This is a genomic window from uncultured Bacteroides sp. (assembly GCF_902491285.1).
GTDB lineage: Bacteria > Bacteroidota > Bacteroidia > Bacteroidales > Bacteroidaceae > Bacteroides.
The window spans coordinates 1-21,820 of record NZ_CABUHK010000045.1 but is presented as its reverse complement, the minus strand read 5'-3'; the positions used below and the strand labels follow the sequence as shown (position 1 = coordinate 21,820).

The 21,820-nt window shown below is 39.5% G+C and carries 18 protein-coding genes; 14 read left to right on the top strand and 4 right to left on the bottom strand.

What is annotated here, in order from left to right:
• Window positions 1-30 precede the first annotated feature (30 nt).
• The 10 genes from RDN93_RS12740 to RDN93_RS12695 all read left to right on the top strand — a co-directional run bounded on the left by RDN93_RS12740 (window position 31) and on the right by RDN93_RS12695 (window position 15,093).
• Window positions 31-1,023, top strand: coding sequence for a DUF1573 domain-containing protein (locus RDN93_RS12740; RefSeq protein ID WP_308745886.1), 993 nt, complete (start codon window positions 31-33; stop codon window positions 1,021-1,023).
• Between the two features lie 74 nt (window positions 1,024-1,097).
• The gene (locus RDN93_RS12735; RefSeq protein ID WP_308745885.1) at window positions 1,098-3,440 is read left to right on the top strand and encodes a glycoside hydrolase family 3 N-terminal domain-containing protein; all 2,343 of its coding nucleotides are present in this window, start codon (window positions 1,098-1,100) and stop codon (window positions 3,438-3,440) included.
• 127 nt (window positions 3,441-3,567) lie between these two features.
• On the top strand, window positions 3,568-4,107 hold the full coding sequence (locus RDN93_RS12730; RefSeq protein WP_308745884.1) for an RNA polymerase sigma-70 factor: 540 nt from the start codon (window positions 3,568-3,570) through the stop codon (window positions 4,105-4,107).
• Between the two features lie 47 nt (window positions 4,108-4,154).
• Window positions 4,155-5,144: a FecR domain-containing protein gene (locus RDN93_RS12725; protein ID WP_308745883.1), complete on the top strand. Its 990-nt coding sequence runs from the start codon at window positions 4,155-4,157 to the stop codon at window positions 5,142-5,144.
• 175 nt (window positions 5,145-5,319) lie between these two features.
• Window positions 5,320-8,625, top strand: a complete 3,306-nt coding sequence (locus tag RDN93_RS12720; RefSeq protein ID WP_308745882.1) for a TonB-dependent receptor — start codon at window positions 5,320-5,322, stop codon at window positions 8,623-8,625.
• 22 nt (window positions 8,626-8,647) lie between these two features.
• The gene (locus tag RDN93_RS12715; RefSeq protein ID WP_308745881.1) at window positions 8,648-10,249 is read left to right on the top strand and encodes a RagB/SusD family nutrient uptake outer membrane protein; all 1,602 of its coding nucleotides are present in this window, start codon (window positions 8,648-8,650) and stop codon (window positions 10,247-10,249) included.
• 26 nt (window positions 10,250-10,275) lie between these two features.
• Window positions 10,276-11,226, top strand: coding sequence for a glycoside hydrolase family 18 (locus RDN93_RS12710; RefSeq protein WP_308745880.1), 951 nt, complete (start codon window positions 10,276-10,278; stop codon window positions 11,224-11,226).
• Window positions 11,227-11,246: 20 nt separating this feature from the next.
• On the top strand, window positions 11,247-12,371 hold the full coding sequence (locus tag RDN93_RS12705) for a DUF1735 and LamG domain-containing protein (RefSeq protein WP_308745879.1): 1,125 nt from the start codon (window positions 11,247-11,249) through the stop codon (window positions 12,369-12,371).
• A 33-nt stretch (window positions 12,372-12,404) separates the two neighbouring features.
• Window positions 12,405-13,430, top strand: a complete 1,026-nt coding sequence (locus RDN93_RS12700) for a hypothetical protein (protein WP_308745878.1) — start codon at window positions 12,405-12,407, stop codon at window positions 13,428-13,430.
• A gap of 97 nt (window positions 13,431-13,527) precedes the next feature.
• A complete protein-coding gene (locus RDN93_RS12695) occupies window positions 13,528-15,093 on the top strand; it encodes a sulfatase (RefSeq protein WP_308745877.1) in 1,566 nt (521 codons plus the stop codon).
• A gap of 72 nt (window positions 15,094-15,165) precedes the next feature.
• Here the strand turns inward: RDN93_RS12695 and RDN93_RS12690 are convergent, their stop codons facing one another.
• Complete coding sequence (locus RDN93_RS12690; protein WP_007754058.1) at window positions 15,166-15,642, bottom strand: Dps family protein; 477 nt, start codon at window positions 15,640-15,642, stop codon at window positions 15,166-15,168.
• A 133-nt stretch (window positions 15,643-15,775) separates the two neighbouring features.
• On the opposite strand from RDN93_RS12690, the gene RDN93_RS12685 reads away from it, so the two are divergent.
• Window positions 15,776-16,702 carry a hydrogen peroxide-inducible genes activator gene (locus tag RDN93_RS12685; RefSeq protein WP_308745876.1) on the top strand — a complete coding sequence of 309 codons (927 nt, stop codon included), beginning with the start codon at window positions 15,776-15,778 and terminating at the stop codon, window positions 16,700-16,702.
• 99 nt (window positions 16,703-16,801) lie between these two features.
• Here RDN93_RS12685 and RDN93_RS12680 read toward each other — a convergent pair whose 3' ends face one another.
• Window positions 16,802-17,725: a DMT family transporter gene (locus RDN93_RS12680; RefSeq protein WP_308745875.1), complete on the bottom strand. Its 924-nt coding sequence runs from the start codon at window positions 17,723-17,725 to the stop codon at window positions 16,802-16,804.
• Between the two features lie 275 nt (window positions 17,726-18,000).
• Window positions 18,001-18,720, bottom strand: a complete 720-nt coding sequence (locus tag RDN93_RS12675; RefSeq protein ID WP_308745874.1) for a NigD-like protein — start codon at window positions 18,718-18,720, stop codon at window positions 18,001-18,003.
• Window positions 18,721-18,893: 173 nt separating this feature from the next.
• Here RDN93_RS12675 and RDN93_RS12670 point away from each other — a divergent pair, with 173 nt between their 5' ends.
• Both RDN93_RS12670 and RDN93_RS12665 read left to right on the top strand, forming a co-directional pair.
• The gene (locus RDN93_RS12670; RefSeq protein ID WP_308745873.1) at window positions 18,894-19,442 is read left to right on the top strand and encodes a sigma-70 family RNA polymerase sigma factor; all 549 of its coding nucleotides are present in this window, start codon (window positions 18,894-18,896) and stop codon (window positions 19,440-19,442) included.
• A gap of 6 nt (window positions 19,443-19,448) precedes the next feature.
• Entirely contained in the window at window positions 19,449-20,711 is a 1,263-nt protein-coding gene (locus RDN93_RS12665; RefSeq protein ID WP_308745872.1) for an outer membrane beta-barrel protein, read from the top strand.
• Between the two features lie 12 nt (window positions 20,712-20,723).
• On the opposite strand, the gene RDN93_RS12660 is transcribed toward RDN93_RS12665, so the two are convergent.
• Window positions 20,724-21,245 carry a hypothetical protein gene (locus RDN93_RS12660; protein WP_308745871.1) on the bottom strand — a complete coding sequence of 174 codons (522 nt, stop codon included), beginning with the start codon at window positions 21,243-21,245 and terminating at the stop codon, window positions 20,724-20,726.
• 408 nt (window positions 21,246-21,653) lie between these two features.
• Between RDN93_RS12660 and RDN93_RS12655 the strand changes: the two genes are divergently transcribed.
• Window positions 21,654-21,820: RNA polymerase sigma factor (locus tag RDN93_RS12655; protein ID WP_374047411.1), on the top strand; the 167-nt coding region annotated here is incomplete at its 3' end.

Here is a 21,820-nt window from a genome sequence, read left to right as displayed (position 1 = left end):
GTCGAGACATTTGCCGGGCAGGGAAAAACTGTGTTGCATTTTGATAATGCGACTTGGGACTTCGGGCGTATTTCTGAGACAAAGGGCAAGGTGACACATACTTTTCATTTTACAAATATCCATACTTCGCCAATTGTGATTGAAGAAGTGGTATCTACTTGTGGATGTGCAATTCCTGCATATAGCAAACGACCGGTCATGCCGGGAAAAACAGGTGCAGTTACAATCACTTTTGATCCTAAGGGACAAACGAGTTATATTTCGAAGAATATACGAGTGGTCTGTAACTCCGGACAGAGTATCAATATTTTAAAGATCAAAGGAACCATTCATATAACTAATAGTATAGAGGAAGAATACCCTTATTCTTTATCACCGGAGATTATGGCTGATAAACTGACTTTATCGTATAATCAGTTACAACAAAATGGAAACCCGCAACAGTTGGAAATAAAATTGTATAATCGTTCAGCCGCAACAGTAAAGTTATCTCATTTTATATCGGATAAGAGTGGATGTTTGGAAGTATCTATGCCATTAACCCTTCGGGGACATTCTTTTGCAACTATAAAGATAACAGCTTCTCCCTTAAAAGGCTTTTATGGAACATTTAATGATAAAATAAGATTTCTGATAAATTCCGTACAGGCTTCTTCTCCTGTAAGAGTTTTTGGTATAGTGATTGATGATATGCGAAATGTGAGTACATTGACTGCTCCTCGAATCAAATGTTCACAATCTTATTTCAATTTGGGCAAGATTCTTACGAAAGAGCCTATTCAAAAAAAGGCGAAGATAACTAATGAAGGGAAGAAACCTCTTATTATACGTAAAATAGAATCTCCTAAGTATATTGCAACAAATATCAAAAAAGAGCTGGTGTTAAAGCAAAATGAAACTTTGGATATTTTATTTGATTTGAATCCCTCTTTATTGGAACATTCTTTAGATGCCAAAGTGAAAATTATAACAAATGATGTGCAGCGTCCTGTATATACTATTGTGTTTGAAGGAAAATACTAGGGTAAAGTAGATGATTGCAAACACTAAAAACTAACATTTGTAACAAAGAAATGAATATAATAACATCTTGTATTATGGCGCACCGATTAAATCTTCTGATATTAGTATTAGTAGTAACTACTCTGTCTGTTGCTCAGACTTCTTCTTTACCTTATAAGAATCCGGCTTTGTCTACGGAGACGAGGGTTGCGGATTTACTTTCCCGTATGACATTAGAAGAAAAGGTCGGTCAGTTACTTTGTCCTCTGGGCTGGGAAATGTACGAGATACAGGGAAATGAAGTTTATCCTTCCGGGAAGTTCAAGCAACTTGTCAAAGAAAGAAATGCAGGAATGCTTTGGGCGACTTATCGTGCAGACCCGTGGACGAGGAAGACATTGGAGAACGGACTCAATCCGAAACTTGCTGCTAAAGCGGGAAATGCATTGCAGAAATATGTGATGGAGAATACCCGTCTGGGGATTCCGATATTTCTGGCGGAAGAAGCCCCTCATGGGCATATGGCTATTGGAACTACTGTTTTTCCTACCGGTATAGGAATGGCGGCATCGTGGTCTCCGGAACTTATCAAAGAAGTAGGAAACGCTGTTGCTAAAGAAATTCGTTCTCAGGGAGGGCATATCAGTTATGGACCTGTGCTTGATTTAAGTCGGGATCCTCGTTGGTCGCGTGTAGAAGAAACATTTGGAGAAGACCCTGTGCTGAGTAGCGCGTTGGGAGCTGCCATGGTTGCTGGGTTAGGTGGTGGTGACTTGTCACAGGAATATGCTACCATAGCTACTTTGAAGCATTTCTTGGCGTATGCTGTACCGGAAAGCGGTCAGAACGGTAATTATGCGTCAGTCGGTCTTCGGGATTTACATCAAAATTTTCTTCCGCCTTTTCGTAAGGCAATAGATGCAGGAGCGTTGTCTGTAATGACTTCGTATAATTCAATAGATGGTATCCCTTGCACGTCGAACCATTATCTGTTGACTCAGTTATTGCGTAATGAATGGAAATTCCGTGGTTTTGTGGTTTCCGATTTATATAGTATTGAAGGGATTCACGAAAGTCATTTTGTGGCTCCGACAAAAGAAAATGCCGCAATACAAGCTATTTTGGCAGGGGTAGATGTTGATTTGGGTGGAGAGGCTTATACTCATCTTTGTCATGCTGTTCAAACCGGACAAATTGATAGGATGGTGATTGATACAGCGGTATGCCGTGTATTACGAATGAAGTTTGAAATGGGGTTGTTTGAGCATCCTTATGTGGAACCGAAGATTGCTGCAAGGACAGTACGCAGTAAAGAGCACATCGGTTTGGCGCGTAGAATAGCACAGGCTTCCATTACACTTCTCAAAAATAAAAACTCTGTTCTACCTTTAAGTAAGAAAATAAATAAGGTAACGGTTATTGGCCCTAATGCTGATAATCGGTACAATATGTTAGGGGACTATACCGCTCCTCAGGAAGATAGTAATGTGAAAACTGTGCTTGACGGGGTGATGGCCAAGCTATCTCCTTCGCGTGTAGAATATGTGAAAGGCTGCGCTATCCGTGATACCGCTGTGAATGAAATAGAGCAAGCTGTTGAGGCTGCCCGCCGTTCTGAGGTTGTCATTGCAGTAGTGGGCGGGTCCAGTGCCCGTGATTTCAAGACAAGTTATAAAGAGACAGGGGCGGCAGTCACCGGAAAGGGCAGTATCAGCGATATGGAATGTGGGGAAGGATTCGACCGTGCTACTTTATCATTACTTGGCGGGCAACAAGAATTATTGCATGCTTTGAAACAGACGGGAAAACCTTTGATTGTGATTTATATCGAAGGTCGCCCATTAGAAAAGAATTGGGCTTCAGAATATGCCGATGCGCTTTTAACGGCTTACTATCCCGGACAGGAAGGTGGAAATGCCATAGCCGATGTCTTGTTTGGAGATTATAATCCGGCAGGTCGCTTGCCCATCACCGTACCTCGTTCGGTTGGACAAATACCTATATATTATAATAAGAAAGCTCCTCAAAATCATGATTATGTAGAGATGTCAGCTACTCCGTTATATTCTTTCGGTTATGGATTGAGTTATACCACTTTTGAATATTCCGATTTACAGATAACACAGAAAGCACCATATTCTTTTGAAGTCTCATTTAAAGTGAAGAATACGGGAAAGTATGATGGCGAAGAAGTTGCGCAACTTTATATAAGAGATGAATATGCATCAGTTGTCCAACCGATGAAGCAGTTGAAACACTTTGAACGTTTCCATTTAAAGAAAGGAGAGGGGAAAACAATTACTTTCATCTTGACAAAAGATGAACTATCCATTGTCAATCAGAATCTGGAGACAGTTGTTGAGCCTGGAATGTTCCGGATAATGATTGGTTGTTCTTCGGATGATATCAGATTGAAAGATTCTATTTCTGTGAAATAGTACTTTTCTCGTGTCAGCCAGTTGATGGATATCAAAAGTAACTTTTATTATTGCTATTATTTGTTTTTTTGTGCAAAAGCTTCTATTTTTGGGCTTCGTTAAAAACGATAATAACCGAAAATCTCTGATGACACATATTGGTGAACAAGAAAAGAAGAAGAAATTCGAGCAATTTTTCATTCTTACTTTTCCGAAGGTAAAAGCTTTTGCATGGAAGATTTTGCGTTCGGAAGAAGATGCTGAAGATATTGCTCAGGATATATTTGTCAAACTGTGGGATAATCCGGAAATCTGGGAAAACAAAGAAACATGGGATAATTATATCTATACGATGGCTCGTAATCAGATCTATAACTTTTTGAAGCATCAGTCCGTAGAACTTAGTTATCAGGAGAAGCTGTTGCAGGAAGATTCTCCTTCTTTTGAATTTGATATATACGACAAGCTTTATGCAAAGGAACTACAGCTTCTGATAAAACTTTCTTTAGATAATATGCCGGAGCAACGTAGAAAGGTTTTCTCTATGAGCCGGCAAGACGGAATGAGTAATCAGGAAATTGCTGATAGACTGCAACTTTCTATTCGTACAGTGGAGCGCCACATCTACCTTGCACTACAAGAATTAAAAAAAGTCATCTTAATTGCATTTTTTTTCTATTTCAGTTGAGTAGTCCGTTTTAGCAAGTTGTCTATATTATATAAGGCAAATCTAAAATGAAGAATTATATTCAAAAAATTATCAATGTATTCACTGCTTCCGAGCATAGTGAGAATGTAACCAAAGAAGTACATCAATGGTTAGTGGATGAAGAACATGCTGACGAAAAAGATGCTGCATTGAATACATTATGGAACGAAACAGAAGGAAAAGTTGATGCAGGCACATGGACTTCTTTAGAGAATGTATATCATAAAGTCGGAGTATCTGCCGGCACTAAAAAGCAATATCGGTTGTTTCCTTGGAAATATGCGGCAGCAGTCGCTGTGTTTGTTGTATCAGTGTCTGGTACATTTTGGTTAACAAAGAATACATTTAAAGAGAAAGCGGTTGCAATGATCGAACAATATATTCCTGATGGAAAAACACATGAGTTCGAATTACCGGATGGTAGCCGGGTACATGTGAACTCTGGTACATTGTTGCTCTATCCGGATGCTTTTAAAGGAGATACCCGTACTGTTTACCTAATAGGGGAAGCTGATTTTAAGGTTAAGAAGAATCCGGATAAGCCCTTTATTGTACGATCTGCAAATATGTCTGTTACGGCTTTGGGGACTGAATTTAATGTGGCTGCTTATCCTGAAGATCCGGAGATTGTTGCTACTTTGATTCAGGGTAAGGTAAAAGTCGGCTATGAACAGTCGGATAATTCTTATATTTTGAGGCCGGGTCAGCAGGTCGTTTATAATCGAAAGACAGCCCAAAGTAAAATAGCAGACGCTAATTTGGAAGATGTTACAGCTTGGCAGAGAGGACAGATTATATTTCGTGGAAGTACAATGGAAGAGATTCTGTTGACTTTGGAAAGGCGCTTTGACATTACTTTCCAATATAATACGAGTTTGTTTACTGACGATGAATATAATTTTAGCTTTAACAAGAATACGGATATTGGAGAAGTGATGGAGGTGATGAAAGAAGTAACAGGAAAGTTCACTTACAAAATCGATAAGAATATTTGCTATATGAAAACTGTAGAATAGAATAAGAAACGTGATTGTTTAACCTTAAAATATATCATTATGTAAAAAAGTATCCGGAACGAGGATGCCGCCAGGTTCCGGATATGAAATAAGTTTTTTAGTATTAAAAAAATAGAATACTAAGTTTTTGATGGAATTAATATTATGAGTTTAACACTAAAAACGCTACGAAGATATGAATTTATATCTAAAAACAGCTAAAAGTACACTAATTATTTGCTGTTTGTTTATATTGCAAACTGCAGTATTTGCCCAAAGTAATATCCGTATTACTATAAAGAATGCAGAAATCACATTACAGAATGCATTAATCGAAGTTGAAAAACAATCTAAATTATCTGTTGCTTATAATCAGTCTCAACTTTCAGATAAACGACAATTATCTTTGAATATAGTAAACCAACCGTTAGAGGCTGCCTTAAAAACAATCTTGAAAGGAACAGGCTTTTCTTATAAATTGACCGATAAATACATTATGATTGTTCCTGAGAAAAAGGAAACGAATTCTCAGACTACAAAGACTGTAAAAGGAAAAATTGTTGATGAGAAGGGAGAACCTTTGATTGGCGTGAATGTAGCAGTGGATGGTACTAATACTGGTACCATCACCGATTTGGATGGAAATTTTTCTATGTCAGCTTTGGCTAATTCTACTTTGAAAGTATCTTATATTGGATATGCCACTCAGTTAATAGCCGTTTCCGGAAAGGATTTTTATAGTATAACTATGCGTCCGGATAATGAAGTGTTGGATGAGGTGGTCGTTACTGCTTTGGGTATCAAACGCGAAGTAAAATCATTGACCTATAATGTACAAGAAATGAAAGCTGCCGATCTTACTACTGTAAAGGATGCTAGCTTCATGAATAGCCTGGCAGGTAAGATTGCCGGTGTGACTATTAATCAAAGTGCGTCCGGTATTGGTGGTTCCACCCGTGTTGTGATGCGTGGTTTGAAATCTATAACGAATGACAACAATGCTTTATATGTAATTGACGGTATTCCGATGGCTTCTATGCGTTCTAATCAGGAAAAAAGCTTTTATGAGAATGCCGATGGAGGAGATAGTGATGGGATTTCCAGTATAAATCCGGATGATATCGAGTCAATGTCCGTATTGACGGGTGCGGCTGCTGCAGCTCTTTATGGTTCGCAGGGGGCCAATGGTGTTGTGCTGATTACAACAAAAAAAGGAGAAGAAGGGAAATTGAGAATTAATTACTCCAACGATACTCAGTTTATGAGTCCGTTGGTAATGCCTGAATTTCAGACAACTTATGGATCGGTGGAAGGTGAATTTGCCAGTTGGGGAGTTAAAAAGGATGCCACATGGGAACCTAAAGATTTCTTTCAAACAGGGTTCACAGAAACGAACTCGTTAGGTTTGTCCGCAGGTAATGACCGCAATCAGACTTATTTTTCAGCAGCATCGACTAATGCGCGCGGTATTATACCTAATAATACTTATAATCGGTATAATTTTACCTTGCGTAATACCACTGAATTAATAAAAGATAAATTGACATTGGACATGAGTGCTTCTTATGTGATCACCAATGACAATAATATGATGTCTCAGGGGCAGTACCATAATCCTCTTGTGGCGTTATACCTTATGCCCAGAGGGGATGATTTGAATAAGTATAAAGTATATGAACGTTATAATAGTGAGAAATATTATGATGTGCAATACTGGCCTTATGGTAATCAGGGAATGGCAATCGAAAATCCGTATTGGATTGTAAATCGTGAGAATATGAGTAATCATAAATCACGTTATATGTTCTCGGCAAATTTGAATTATAAGGTGTTTGACTGGATGAATGTTGTTGGCCGTATGCGTATAGATAATAGCAATGACACCTATGAACGTAAAATTGCGGCCTCTTCCGACCAATTGTTTGCATCAGAGTATGGTAATTATATGAACATGAAGTCGGGATATAAAAATACCTACGGTGATGTTATGGCCCAAGTTAACAAGCGTTGGGAGAATTGGGGAATTACAGCAAACCTAGGTGCCAGTTTCAATCATCAAACCTATGAAATGACGAATTATGAAGGGCATCTGGCGAGTGTTCCTAACTTTTTCTCTTTTAACAATATAAGTAAGAATGGTGCAAATACTAAGGCCGAACAGGGCGGATATATAGATAATAATCAGGCCGTGTTTGCAACTTTCCAACTAGGATATAAGAGTTGGGCATATCTGGATTTGACTGCCCGTAATGACTGGTTCTCTACTCTCGCTAATACTGATAATGAGAGAAGCGGGTTCTTTTATCCGTCGGTAGGGGTATCGGCAGTTGTTAGTGAGATTGTTGATTTGTCAAAAGCATATATCTCCTTTTTAAAAGTCAGAGCTTCATATAGTGAAGTTGGTAATCCTCCGATGCGACAGATTACGATGCCTACATATACTATAAAAGATGGTGTTATCAATACCTCTTCAAGATTATTGAATCCTGACCTGAAACCTGAACGTACAAAATCGGTAGAGGTAGGTATGAACCTGAAAATGTTTCAGAATTTGCTGAATATTGATCTTACCTATTATAATAGTAATACCTACAACCAGTTTATTAATTATACTATGCCGCCAAGTACAGGTTACGGTGATTATATGCTGAATGGCGGTAAGGTAAACAACTGGGGAATTGAGGCTCGTTTGGGTATCAATACCGATCTTGGGCCTGTGAAATGGAATTCAAATCTGACTTTCACAATGAATCGTAATAAGGTTGTCTATCTGTTGCCTGGTGGTGCTACCAATCCAATTACAGGAGAACCAATTTCTATTACAGAGATAGAACCTTTCAATCCACAAGGAAGCTATAAAATGATAGTGAAAGAGGGTGGTACTTTGAGTGATATTTATGTGACAGGGTTGAAGATGGACTATTTGGGCAATATCAAAGTTGACGCGAATACTGGTGCTATTGAAGCTGATCCGAACACTTGGATAAAAGCCGGTAGTGCGGCACCCCGATTCAATTGGGGATGGAACAACAGTTTTAGTTGGAAAGGAATTAATCTTAGTTTCCTGATTGATGCTCGTATCGGTGGAGTAGGTGTTTCGGCTACACAAGCTAAGATGGATTATTATGGAACTTCTAAAACATCGGCTATGGCACGTGATAATGGTGGAGTAAACCTTAATAGCGGTCGGGTGACTGCAAAAGATTATTATAATGTGCTCGGTAATGGCTCGACCGGAGTCCTGTCAAACTACGTCTATAGTATGACGAATGTACGGCTTAGAGAAGCGACTTTAGGATATACTTTCCCGACAAAATGGTTTGGTAACCAGATACAAAATCTGACAGTGTCGCTCATTGGCAAAAATCTATTCATGTTCCATAATAAGGCACCTTTTGATCCGGAGTTATCTGCTTCTACGGGTACATATTATCAAGGGTTTGATTATTTTATGCAACCAAGTGTACGTAGCATCGGGTTTAGTGTGAAATTCCAATATTAATTAACCAGAAAGGAATAATACAATGAAAAGATTAGGAAAAATAAGACGTATAGTATGTACATTGGGAGTAGCTATGATGATTGCTTCATGTACTGATAATTATAAAGAATGGAATACCAACCCTACTGAAGTTCCTGAAGACATGTTAGTCGGATTGATGAAAATCGGTAACTTCTTTCCTGCTATGCAGATGGACGTAATACCTACCAGTGATGTCGATGCTAATCAGTTTCAACGTGCTCAAAATTTGTGTGGGGATATGCATTCCGGTTATATGACTCCGATCGGTACGTGGGGGACGAGCTCTGCAGTTCATTATAATTTGCGATATGATAAATGGAATGATGTTGCTTTTAAAGTGGCATTTACTAATGTGATGCCGGCCTGGAAACAGATCCGGGATAATGGCAAGGAGGAATTCCCGGAGGCTTATGCGGTTGCGCAGATATTGAAGGTGGCAACTATGCATCGAGTAACAGATATATACGGACCTTTGCCTTATTTACAATTTGGTCACGGGGGATTAGAAACTCCTTATGATTCGCAGGAAGATATCTATAAATCTTTTTTTATAGACTTGGATGAAGCAATAGCAGAGTTGCAGAATTATATTGCTATCCATCCGGGAAGTAAACCTTTAAATAAATATGACCTGGTATATGGTGGTGATTTTACTAAATGGTTGAAGTTCGCAAATTCCTTAAAACTGCGTTTGGCTATGCGCACATATTATGTGAATGGATTTGAGGTGAATGGAAAAACCTCACGGAAATTAGCCGAAGAAGCAGTAAAAGACGGAGTTATTACAGAAAATGCTGAAAATGCTTTGTTGCAATCCGGAAACGGAATTTCAGTATTCCATCCGTTGAAAATTTGTTGGGACAATTATTCGGATGTACGTATGGGAGCTGATATTGAGTCTATAATGAAGGGATATAACGATCCCCGGCTTTCTAAATATTTTCAGGAATCAGAATATGGAGACGCCAGTGATAAATTTCATGGTGCCCGGTTGGGAGTCAATGTTACGGATAAGAAAAATTATGTCAAGTTGTCTTCTCCGAATATATTTGCCGAAAGCCCCGTTCAATGGATGTGTGCAGCGGAAATTTATTTTTTGCGTGCTGAAGGAAAACTCCATGGTTGGAATATGGGTGGTGAAGTTGAAGAACTGTATAAGGCAGGCATCACGAAATCTTTTGAACAATGGGGAGTTGCTTTAGGTGATTATTTGACAAGAGGTGATACGTATAAACCTGTACGGTTTACTGCGCCATCGGGAACATTGGGCAGTGTGGCCGCAGCATCAACGATTACCATTGCATGGAATGAAAATGATGTGGCGGATAAGAAGCTGGAACGTATTATTACGCAAAAGTGGATTGCCATGTTTCCGGAAGGACAAGAAGCTTGGAGTGAATATCGTCGTACCGGTTATCCCAAGTTGTTTGATTTGTATGGTACGAATGCTAGTGCTGGGCAGGTAGATAAGTCCGGTCCCCGTCGTATTCCATTCCCATCTACAGAGTATGATACAAATACAACGGAGGTCAATAAAGCCGTGACTGATTTTCTTGGTGGTAATGACTATGGAAATGTAAAGTTGTGGTGGGATAAGAAATAATTAATCATGTATTTAATTTTATTATTATGAATAAAATAATTAATAGAATCTTTTGTTTTTTCGTATTGGCTATAATTATAGTAGCATGTGATACAGAAATAGAAAATATTCCACTTCAAAAGCCTGTAGTGCGCGATGCTCAATATTACGAAAATTTGAGAGCTTATAAAAAGTCAAAACATCAGTTGGCTTTTGGATGGTTCGGAGGTTGGAAAGCAACCGGAACGTCTCCGGTAAAATATTTGCGTAACTTGCCCGATAGCGTAGATGTGGTATCTATTTGGGGAACTTGGCACAGTTTGACCCCTGCACAGATTGAAGACTTGAAATATGTGCAAGAAGTATACGGTACCAAGGTGACATTTACTATCTTTTCCCATAATATGGCTAACTTTCCCGGTAACTTTGAAAATGTAGCGGAAAATATTCCAGCCGTAGCAAAGGCCGTGGCTGACAGTGTTTTCAAATATGGATATGATGGGGTTGACTTTGACCATGAATGTAGTGGATTTGATTTATTCAATAAGGCAGTGAATATGACTACTCTATTGAGAGAAATGCGTGCTAATCTGGGAGAAGACAAGCTTATTTGTGTAGACGGATTCATTGAAAAAATCACAGAAGAAGGATGGCAATATGCTGATTATGCAATTGCGCAGGCATATGGTACTTCCAGACCGTCTTCATTACAAAATAGATTTAATAAAGTGAGTAAATATATTGCTCCGGAGCGCTTTATAGCTACGGAGAATTTTGAAAGTTACTGGTCAACGGGAGGAGTTGACTACGCTGATCCGGAACTGGGAACTATTCCTTCTTTGATTGGAATGGCACGTTGGCAGCCGGAAAATATAACGGAAAATCAACATAAAGGAGGAGTGGGAAGTTATCATATGGAATATGAGTACAACCATACGGATATTGAATTTAAATATCTTCGTGAAGCTATTCAGATAATGAATCCTGCAAAAAAATAATGTCTAAAAAGAAAAAAGATATGAAGGTAAAATATATATTATTGACTATATTTTGGGTAGGCATCCTGTCAGCCTGTACAAATGCGGAAACATTTAAAGATGTTTTATACTTTACCGGTACGGAAGATTCTCCTGCTGTTAAGTATACTATAGATGGACCGACTGAAATCGGAGTGACGGTTTCAGCTTCTTGCCAGACTATGAGTGATCAATCTATAAGAATCAAAGTAGATCCGGATAAACTGGAAGGTTATAACGCGCTGTACGGGAAAAAATATAAAATTGTCCCGACCGAGGATTATATGTTATCCAATAATGAGATTGTGTTGAAAGCCGGTGGGAACATTTCAGAACAATTAATCTTTTCTTTATTGAGGACTACAAATTTAGAGGAGGGAGTCACTTATTGTGTACCTTTGACTATCACGGATGTAACTGGAGATATGCCTGTTTTAGACTCTTCCCGGACAATGTATCTTGTTTTGAATCAGGTGATGATTGTCAATGCCGCTACTCTTTTGGGCACTAATATGCAACTTCCTTTTGAAAATGAACCTTCATTGGCAAGTGTTCCGCAGGTGACAATGGAGGCAAGGGTTAAGGTTAATAAGTTTGCTACGGCTAGTCCCTATATTAGTACTGTAATGGGAGTAGAAGAGGAGTTCTTATTACGATTTGGAGATGTTACTATTAAACCGAATCAAATACAATTGGCTGGTGGTGGTTTCCCCGTAACGGGAAAAACAGAATTTGAAGTTGACAAATGGTATCATCTTGCCGTTGTATTTGATGGTTCCAGTATTAAGCTTTATGTTAACGGTGAACTGGACGGACAAGTAGATGCGCCACGTAGACCTATTACTCTATGTGGAACTACCGATAAACGTAGATTCTGTATTGGTTCCTCGTTGAATTCCCGCTTTTTGAATGGCTCCATAAGTGAAGTCCGTGTATGGAAGAAAGCTCTGACACAGAATGAGATTCAGAATAATATGTGTTATATTTCTCCGGATTATTATCAGGATATGATTGCTTATTGGAGATTTAATGAAGGAGAAGGTTCGGTAATCAAAGACTGGACTGGTAATGGCTGGGACATTAATAAGACTCTTAGTTGGACAGAAGGAGTACGTTGTCCCGAATAGAAAATCAACCAATCAATTAATAATTAGGCAAGTATGAAAAAACAATTACTATATTTAATGTTTGCTATGACTGCTATATGCGCAGCTTGTAGTGATGATGACGAAATCTATCAGGCGGAGGCGGTGAAGAATCCTGTTACTGGAGTTTCTGTTGAAAATGAATTAATGACCGAAGAAGGAGTTATTACGCTTGAGGGATTAGGAACTACCACCACCCTGCATGTTAGTGTTATTCCGGACAATGCTGGCAATTTGGAGGAATACTCTTTCAGATTTGGTTCGAGCAATGTGGGAGTTTTTACTGTAGATTGGGAAGGGGTAATCACGAGTGTTGCTGCAGGTGAAGCAGAACTGACTATCACATTGGTGGATAACGCAAATGTGGTGAGATTCCAATCCAAATACAGAGTAGCTGTAGATTATGTCGTGAAGGTTGAAGAAATTATTGTGGCTGGTGGATTTGAGAGTTTGAGCCTGAAAGTAGGTGATACTTTCGATTTGAATGCTAATCTCACCGTATTACCGGATAATGCGGCTGATAAATCTGTCTCTTATAATTTGAAAGAAGGAAATGGAGTCATTTCATTGGAGAATGGCATAATTGAAGCCCTTGGAACGGGTGTTGCGGTTATTGAGATAATAGCGAATGATGATAGCGGAGTTTCCAAAGAAGTTATGATAGAGGTAAAAGATGCATCTGATATAGATGTGTATTTCAAGTTCACAACTGCACAGTGCCGATCTATGGAGGGTAATTTGGTGCTGGTTCTTATAGATGATCTTGGTAATACGGCAGCGATTCTAATCAAGCAGTCGGCTTTACTTCCGGGAGAATATTCTAAAGCTCAAATAGATGAGATTTCATATGTGAACTTAAAAGCGTCAGACCTCGGTAACAATAGAAACTTTGATACTGATAACCCTGGTTCGTTTACTATCCAGTATGATGAAACGACTCGGATTTATACTATTCAAGGGGCGCTTAATTTACCGGCGAGTCTCCCACATCCCGCAATTACTATGGGCTTTGAATATACTGGTTACATAAATATACGATAGATTGTATATAAGTAGGATTTTGCTCTCGTTACAGATATCCTGTAGCGAGGGCTGTTCCAAATAAGCAGAAGTTTTTTGATAAAATAAAAATAATACAATGAATAGAATCTTTTCACTGACTGTGTTGGGGGTATTGGCTGCATACTCGAATGGAAAAGCTTGGGCGCAAAAGAATACAGAAAATGAACGTCCCAATATTCTTTTTATCTTAAGTGATGACCATACATCACAAGCATGGGGTATTTATGGAGGGATATTAGCCGATTATGTTCATAATCCTAACATTCGCCGTTTAGCTTCCGAAGGAGTGGTGCTGGATAATTGTTTTTGTACAAATTCAATTTCTTCACCCAGTCGGGCTTCCATTCTTACAGGGGCATATAGCCATAAGAACGGAGTATATACATTAGCCGATTCATTGGATACTTCATTGCCTACGATTGCGACAATATTGAAGCAGGCCGGATATCAGACCGCTTTGGTAGGCAAATGGCATTTGAAGTCACAGCCACAAGGATTTGATTATTATTCAATCTTTCACGATCAAGGTGTATATCGCGATCCATTATTTATCAATAGTACTGATCCTTGGCCCGGTAATCGTAATTTTGGTGAGTGTATACAAGGTTTTTCGACAGATATTGTGGCAGATAAAGCAATTGAATGGATGAAAAACAGGGAAGATAAACAGCCGTTCCTGATGTGTTGCCATTTCAAGGCTACCCATGAACCGTATGATTATCCGATTAGAATGGAACATTTGTATGATGGAGTTGTTTTCCCTGAACCGGAAAATCTGATGGACTGGGGGCCTGAAACTAATGGAAGAGGGTTTGTCGGGCAAAAGTTAGAAGAAATAGGAAGGCGATGGGAGTTAGCTTCTGCCGATCCTGATAAATGGTGGTGCCGTTATCCCGGACTACCGTTTTCTACAAAAGGAATGCAACGTGCGGTAGCCCGTAAAGCTATATATCAAAAATATATTAGAGATTATTTACGTTGCGGAGCAACAGTCGATGATAATATAGGCAGGCTTCTGAAAGTATTGGATGATATGGGAATCGCTGATAACACGATTGTTGTATATGTCTCAGATCAGGGGTATTTTTTGGGTGAACATGGCTTTTTTGATAAACGTATGTTTTATGAAGAAGCAGCTCGTATGCCGTTTGTTATTCGTTATCCGGGAAAACTTCCTGCCGGGAAACGGGTGAAAGACTTGATCCTGAATGTTGATTTTGCTCCAACTCTGGCACAATTAGCCGGTGTCAAACCTACTAAAGAGATGCAAGGACGCAGTTTTGTAGATAATCTTTGCGGAAAAACACCCACTGATTGGCGGCGTAGTTTTTATTATCGTTACTGGACACATCATACTATTCGTCCTGCTCATATGGGAATTCGTAATGAACGTTATAAACTTATTTTCTATTATGGCGAACCATTGGATATGACGGATGGACAGGAGACTCCTACTGCACCCGTGTGGGACTTTTATGATTTACAGAAAGATCCGAAAGAAGATCGTAGTGTGTATAATGAGAAGGAGTATGCTCCTGTTATTAAACAAATGAAAAAGGAGATGATAAAATTGCGTATGGAGACTGAAGATACTGATGATAAATATCCTCAAATGCAGAAACTTTTTGAAGAGTGTCTTTAATTCAGGAGGAGAGAATATTCCTTTTGGGGGAAATATTCTCTCTTTTTCACTTAAAACCTGAACCTTTATAAATTACTTGCTATTATAAGCAACCAACATCCACACCAGTTTTTCCTGTTCTTTCAGATAATCGCTCATCATCGAAACGGTAACTTCGTCTCCGGCTTGTGAAGCGATAGACAGAATCTTGCGTTCCTCACCAATCAAGTAACTGATAGACTGAAGGATACTGTTCAGTGCCTCGTCTCCATTGCTTACTTTATCCACTTCGTTGATATTGGCAACTTTCAGATAATCGCTGAACTTATTGGCAGGAGTACCGCCCAGCATAAGTATACGCTCTGCGATTTCGTCTACTTTTTCCGCAGTGTCATCATACATCTTTTCGAATTGGCTGTGAAGTACAAAGAAATTATGTCCCTTGATATTCCAGTGGAAACCGCGAAGATTGGTGTAATACACTTGGAAGTCTGCTAATAATTGTTGCAAAGATGCTACTACGTTGTTTGCTCCCGATTCGTTCAGTTTGATAAATTCTAAAGTTTTCATACTTTTTTATTTTAATGATTTATACTTGTTTTCTTTTTCTGTACTGCAAAGATAAGGCGGAAAGTGCTTGCTGTCAAACTGAAAATTTCTATCTTTGCATAGATACAATCTATAACATCAAACAATTTGATAGATGACAATACAACAATTAGAATACATCTTAGCCGTTGACCAGTTCCGGCACTTTGCCCGTGCAGCGGAATATTGCCGGGTGACACAACCCACATTGAGCGCTATGATTCAGAAACTGGAGGATGAATTGGGAGTGAAACTGTTCGACCGGAGTATTCAACCCGTTTGCCCGACAGCTATCGGGCAAAAAGTGCTAGACCAGGCTCGTGTGATATTGGCGCAGGCAGCTCAGGTAAAAGAAATCATCAGTGAAGAAAAGCAATCACTATCCGGTATATTCCGGTTGGGAGTATTGCCCACTATTGCACCCTATCTGCTTCCCCGCTTCTTTCCGCAACTGATGGAGAAATATCCCGAATTGGATATTCGTGTCACAGAAATGAAAACGCAGGATATTCAGCAGGCATTGCATAGTGGGGATTTGGATGCAGGAATCATAGCCAGCAAACTGGAAGATGCTTTTCTTACGGAGGAGACATTGTTCTACGAGCAATTTTATGCTTATGTATCCAAGAAAGAACCCTCTTTCAAACATGAGGTTGTCCGCACTTCCGATATAACCGGCGAACGCCTTTGGTTACTGGATGAAGGACATTGCTTCCGTGACCAGCTTGTCCGCTTCTGTCAGATGGAAGCTGTAAAAGTAAGTCAGATGGCTTACCGCTTGGGGAGTATGGAAACCTTTATGCGCATGGTGGAAAGCGGGAAAGGGATAACTTTTATTCCCGAATTGGCAGTATCCCAATTATCAGAAGAGCAGCGGAAACTGGTACGTCCGTTCGCTATACCACGTCCCACGCGTCAAGTTGTACTGACCACTAGCAGAGATTTCGTGCGTCATAGCCTGCTCTGTGTACTGAAAGAAGAAATAAAAGCGGCGGTACCTAAAGAAATGCTGACTTTGCAGGCCATTCAATGTCTGCTATAATTCAGCAGACTATAATTAAAAGTCAACTATAATTCAAGCAGACTATAATCTAAGCAGACTATAATTTAAAGTCTGCAATAACTCAGCTTCTGCAATAACTCAGTTTGCTTTCACTGTTTTCTTCTTGACCCATTGGCTTATCTCAGCTCCTTTGAAATAAATAATCAAGGAGCTGACGATAATAACCATTCCCGCTACCGTACTGAATGTCGGATATTCGTCCGGAAGCATCATCCAACTCAACACTGCGCCGAGAATCGGATTAATCAACCTGCACATATTAATATCGCTGACTTTCGCACCTTTACTTTGCAGAGCAATAAACCAAAAGCTGAAAGCAAAGACAGAAATAAACACCAGAATGCCAAGACTGATGTAGAATCCGCCCGGCTTTCCGATAAAAGAATGATAACCTTCCGTGCCCAGTCCTATCATATATATGAGTAACCCGCCGAAGAACATCTGCACGGCATTCAGAAAAATAGGATTTACTTTTCCCTTATCTTCCGAAACGGAGATAGCGGAATATCCTTGAAAAATAATGCTGAGCAGTAACAGCACAATACCGGCGATTCCTTTCCAATCGAGTGGCGCACCATCGCTTCCCATTCCTATAATCAGAAACAATCCGATAAGGCTGACCACAAGACTGATTATTTTATGGACATTCAGTCTGTCATTACTAGCAAGCAAATGCGCCAGAAGCACGTTGATAAGCGGGGTCATCCCCATGATAATAGACGAGATGGCACCACTCACAAAATCCACACCGAAGTAGAAAGCCGTATATCCCATAAACATATTGATAAGAATCAGATTCAGGAATAACTTGCTGTGCTGACGTATCTCTTTCCACATACCCTTGTGCCAGGTGTATGCGAAAAGAATAATCCCCACAATAGTAAAACGGATTCCGGCAAAGTTCATCGGAGTAAAATCGTAACTTAGTCCTTGTTTGATAAATGGATTGACAATAGCCCATAAAACAGAGGCCAGTATAGCATAAAAAAGTCCTTTTTTCATTCGGTGTAATTTTCTTTGTTTAAAAAATGTCGCAAAGTTAATCATAATTATACATATAGACTTTGATTCCCTGAGTTAATTATCTATTTGGGGAGAATAAATCCATAAATAAACAATTTCTTGATTAAGTATGAAAAAGTACATTGCCGAAACTTTGTTTTTACATTCCCTATAACAAAAAATAAGAAGGGCGGGAGTTTCACAACTACCGCCCTCTTTTGCGTAATTAATATATTATATTAAAAAAGAGTGTCTTTCATGTTTCGATTAGCAGATTAGGGAAATTTCACTTCATATGTTTTTATTCCGCCATATAGAGTATTGACACGGATTCTTAATCCTTTCTTTCCTTCCATCTGTTCCTTGATTTTGTCCAGTCTGAAGGATACGTATCCTTCGCCTAAAGTCTGAGGATAATCCCCTTCGTTGTTGTGGCGGAACTCCAGATTGATAAACTCATCCTCTTCACTATCCTCGTCTGCGGTAGGAGCCGGGGTGAGGTTATTGATAACCAGATTCAGGAAATGCTTCTTATCTTCGCTGTGCGTACCATAATATTGGAATTCGATAGTCAGATATTTCTTATCCTTGTTAATCCACATATAAGTAGCGTTAATCTTATCGTCTCCGATTTTTTCCTCATTGTTTTCTTCTTCATCCATAGTGACGATGTCCTTGGTCAGGATTTCCTTAATCTCTTTTACCCGTACATTGTAGTCATATCCGCCTACCGGCTCCTCCAGTTCGTTGAACATGACAAAGGCACGCTGCCCATCCGCAAAATCTGCGTTATTCCATCCTTGTCCGTTGCTTGGATACATCTTCTTTCCATCATCCAAGGTGAAATAAAAATCCTTGCTATCCTGGCTCATCATATTTATTGTGCTGATAACCAGTAAGTCGGACGGACTGTCATCGTCGTCCAGGCAAGACTGGAGAATCGGCATTGTGGTCATAATAGCAAAGATATAGGCAATGAATTTCAATTTCTTCATATATAAACTAAGTTTTAGATTGATTAATAATACTGCTTTGTACTCAAAAAATGCACGGGAACCCAAAATATTGCATCTGCATCTGTTAAAGAAACAAAAGTGCTAAAAGACTTGTTCTCTCTATGCAGTATTTCTATCTTTGCTGCATTTATAAGGTAAACACGTGTAAGAGAATGGAAGAATTAGAGTTGTCGGAGCAATGCAGGCAAGGAAACAACCGGGCCCGCAAGGAACTGTATGAGCAGTATGCGGGGCGTATGCTTGGCATCTGTCTGCGCTATGCCGGCGACCGTGATACGGCCCAGGATCTGCTTCACGACAGTTTTATAAAGATATTCGACTCTTTCGACAAGTTCACCTGGCGGGGTGAAGGCTCCCTGCGGGCCTGGATGGAGCGGGTGGTGGTCAATACCGCTTTGCAGTATCTCCGGAAGAATGATGTAATCAATCAGGCAACGTCATTGGAAGAGTTGCCCGAAGAATATGAAGAGCCGGATGCTTCCGATGTGGAAGCGATACCCCAAAAGGTGTTGATGCAGTTTATCGAAGAACTGCCGGCGGGGTATCGTACAGTGTTCAACCTTTATACGTTCGAGGATAAATCACACAAAGAAATCGCTCAGGTATTAGGTATTAATGAGAAATCTTCGGCTTCGCAACTGTTTCGGGCGAAGACGGTATTGGCAAAAAGAGTAAAAGAATGGATAATGCATAATGGATAGATAGAGATGGAAGAGAAAGAATTGTGGATGAATAAGTTGAAGGAGAAGCTCGCAGATTATTCCGAGCCGACACCTGCTTCCGGTTGGGAACAACTGGAGAAAGAGCTTATGCCCCCTGTGGAGAAGAAGATATATCCTTATCGAAAATGGATGATGGCTGCTGCGGCTGTTATATTGCTGGCTGTCGTCTCGTCAGTAAGCCTGTATTTCCTGGGGACACCTGCGGCAGATGAAATGCGTCATATACAAACACCGGCATTAGCTTCCACACCCGATGCTTTGCCGGGCGTGCAACAACCGGATGTGCAAGGAACTTCTGCCGAACCTGTCCTGCGTCCCGTTGCCCGTGAAGACCGGCTGGCGAAAGCAGACCGGAATATCCCGGAACATAAAACACTGGTAGCTAATGAACCCGTAGTGAAAGACGAACCGGAACCTGTAATTGAAGAAAACGAACCCGGAAAAGCTGTCGAAGAGGGAGAACCGGCAGAAGAAACAAATGCCGGTCAAACTCAAACGAAAGATACGGAACGACCGACAGCGAGCAACAGACCGCGCCGTCCTTCCGGAAGAGATAAATATCATATCCCGACAGAAAAGCCATCTTCTCAGAAAGGAACCTGGTCTATGGGACTGGGAGTTGGAAATTCGGGCGGTGCTTCATCAGAAGTAGGGTCGGGTGCATATCCTTATTCTCGTGTCAGTATGCTTTCCGTTTCAAACGGCTTGATGCAAATTCCCAACGACCAAACTTTGGTTTTTGAAGACGGAGTACCTTACTTGCGTCAGGCAAAACAGATCGTGGATATTAAACACCATCAGCCTATCTCTTTCGGATTGTCTGTTCGTAAGGCTTTGGGCAAAGGTTTCTCCCTGGAATCCGGTTTGATTTATACGCTGCTTTCTTCGGATGCCAAACTGGCTGATAATGACCAGCAGATAGAACAGAAGCTCCATTATATCGGTATCCCGTTGCGTGCCAACTGGAATTTCCTTGATAAGAAGCTCGTTACTCTTTATGTATCCGGTGGCGGTATGATTGAGAAATGCGTCTATGGAAAGCTCGGTTCTGAAAAAGAAACAGTGAAACCCTTGCAATTCTCGGTATCCGGTGCAGTAGGTGCGCAGTTGAATGCAACGAAACGTGTCGGTATCTATGTAGAACCGGGTGTTGCTTATTATTTTGATGACGGTTCGGATATTCAGACCATACGTAAGGAGAATCCGTTCAATTTCAATATACAGGCAGGTATTCGTTTGACTTATTAATAAGAATAACTATTATTCAAAATAATCATATTGGTTGATAAAGAAAATCTCGATTTGTTGAATCAAGTCGGGATTTTCTTTTAGTGCTATATTGTTGATAAGCATATATGCACTTTTCTCTATATTTTCTTTATGATAGAAAACCCTGTCGCTAAAATAAGTTGCTACAATTCTTGAATAGACTCTATATCTTTTAGTACACTTAGTATCTTCGTTGAAGCCGTTGGCTCCAATAAAACCAAATGAAGCTTTTGGATCTTCTTCATAAATAGAAAGCATAATATTAATACAGGTATTTATAATCCTTCTAGGCTCGAATGTATTGGTCATTATCCTGTATTTATTATGGGACAATCTATGGCTTTTCTGATAGAATTTTACAGCATAGATATTGTATTCATATTGTTCTACTCGAACGATATAAACCAAATTTGATTTAGTGGATTTGAATCTGTATAATGATATAGATAGAAGTCCATCCTCATTTTCTTCATCTTTTTGAATGAAAAAGAATGGGTAAGCGCTTTCTAACATTTAGAGGAGGTAAGGGTATACTGGAATCCTTCTTTTACTTAGTTCTTCTTTGGATACATCAGACAATACAAACTTTTTCCCATCATCAATTTTTGAGGGATTGATTTTATTCTTCTGCTTTTGAGAAGATATATTTTTTTGTTTTGTCTTGATATTGCCCATTATATTTAATCTTAAAATTACATTTCATCTTTGATAACGTAATTCTATTGCAAAGATAGAAAATATCCTTGTATGCTAGCGGAATATTGAATAGTCTAAGGAGTTAATTAACTATTTTTGGACTTTAGTAAAAATAAATATTATGCAGAAACCTTCCCGAAAAATCGGATAATTGAGAAAATATTAATAATATTGTCATCTGTTTCAGACCAACAGTAACATACCTTTGTCACAAAACTCTAAAATATGATTGACTCTACTGCTGAAAAACTTTTATTAATCAAGTTAAAGGAAGGTTCTTTTCAGGCATTTGAAAAGTTATATACGATGTATAGTGGCAAACTGTACAATTTTATTATGCGGCTTTCTTCCGGCAATCAATATATGGCTGAAGAAGTGGTGCAATCCACTTT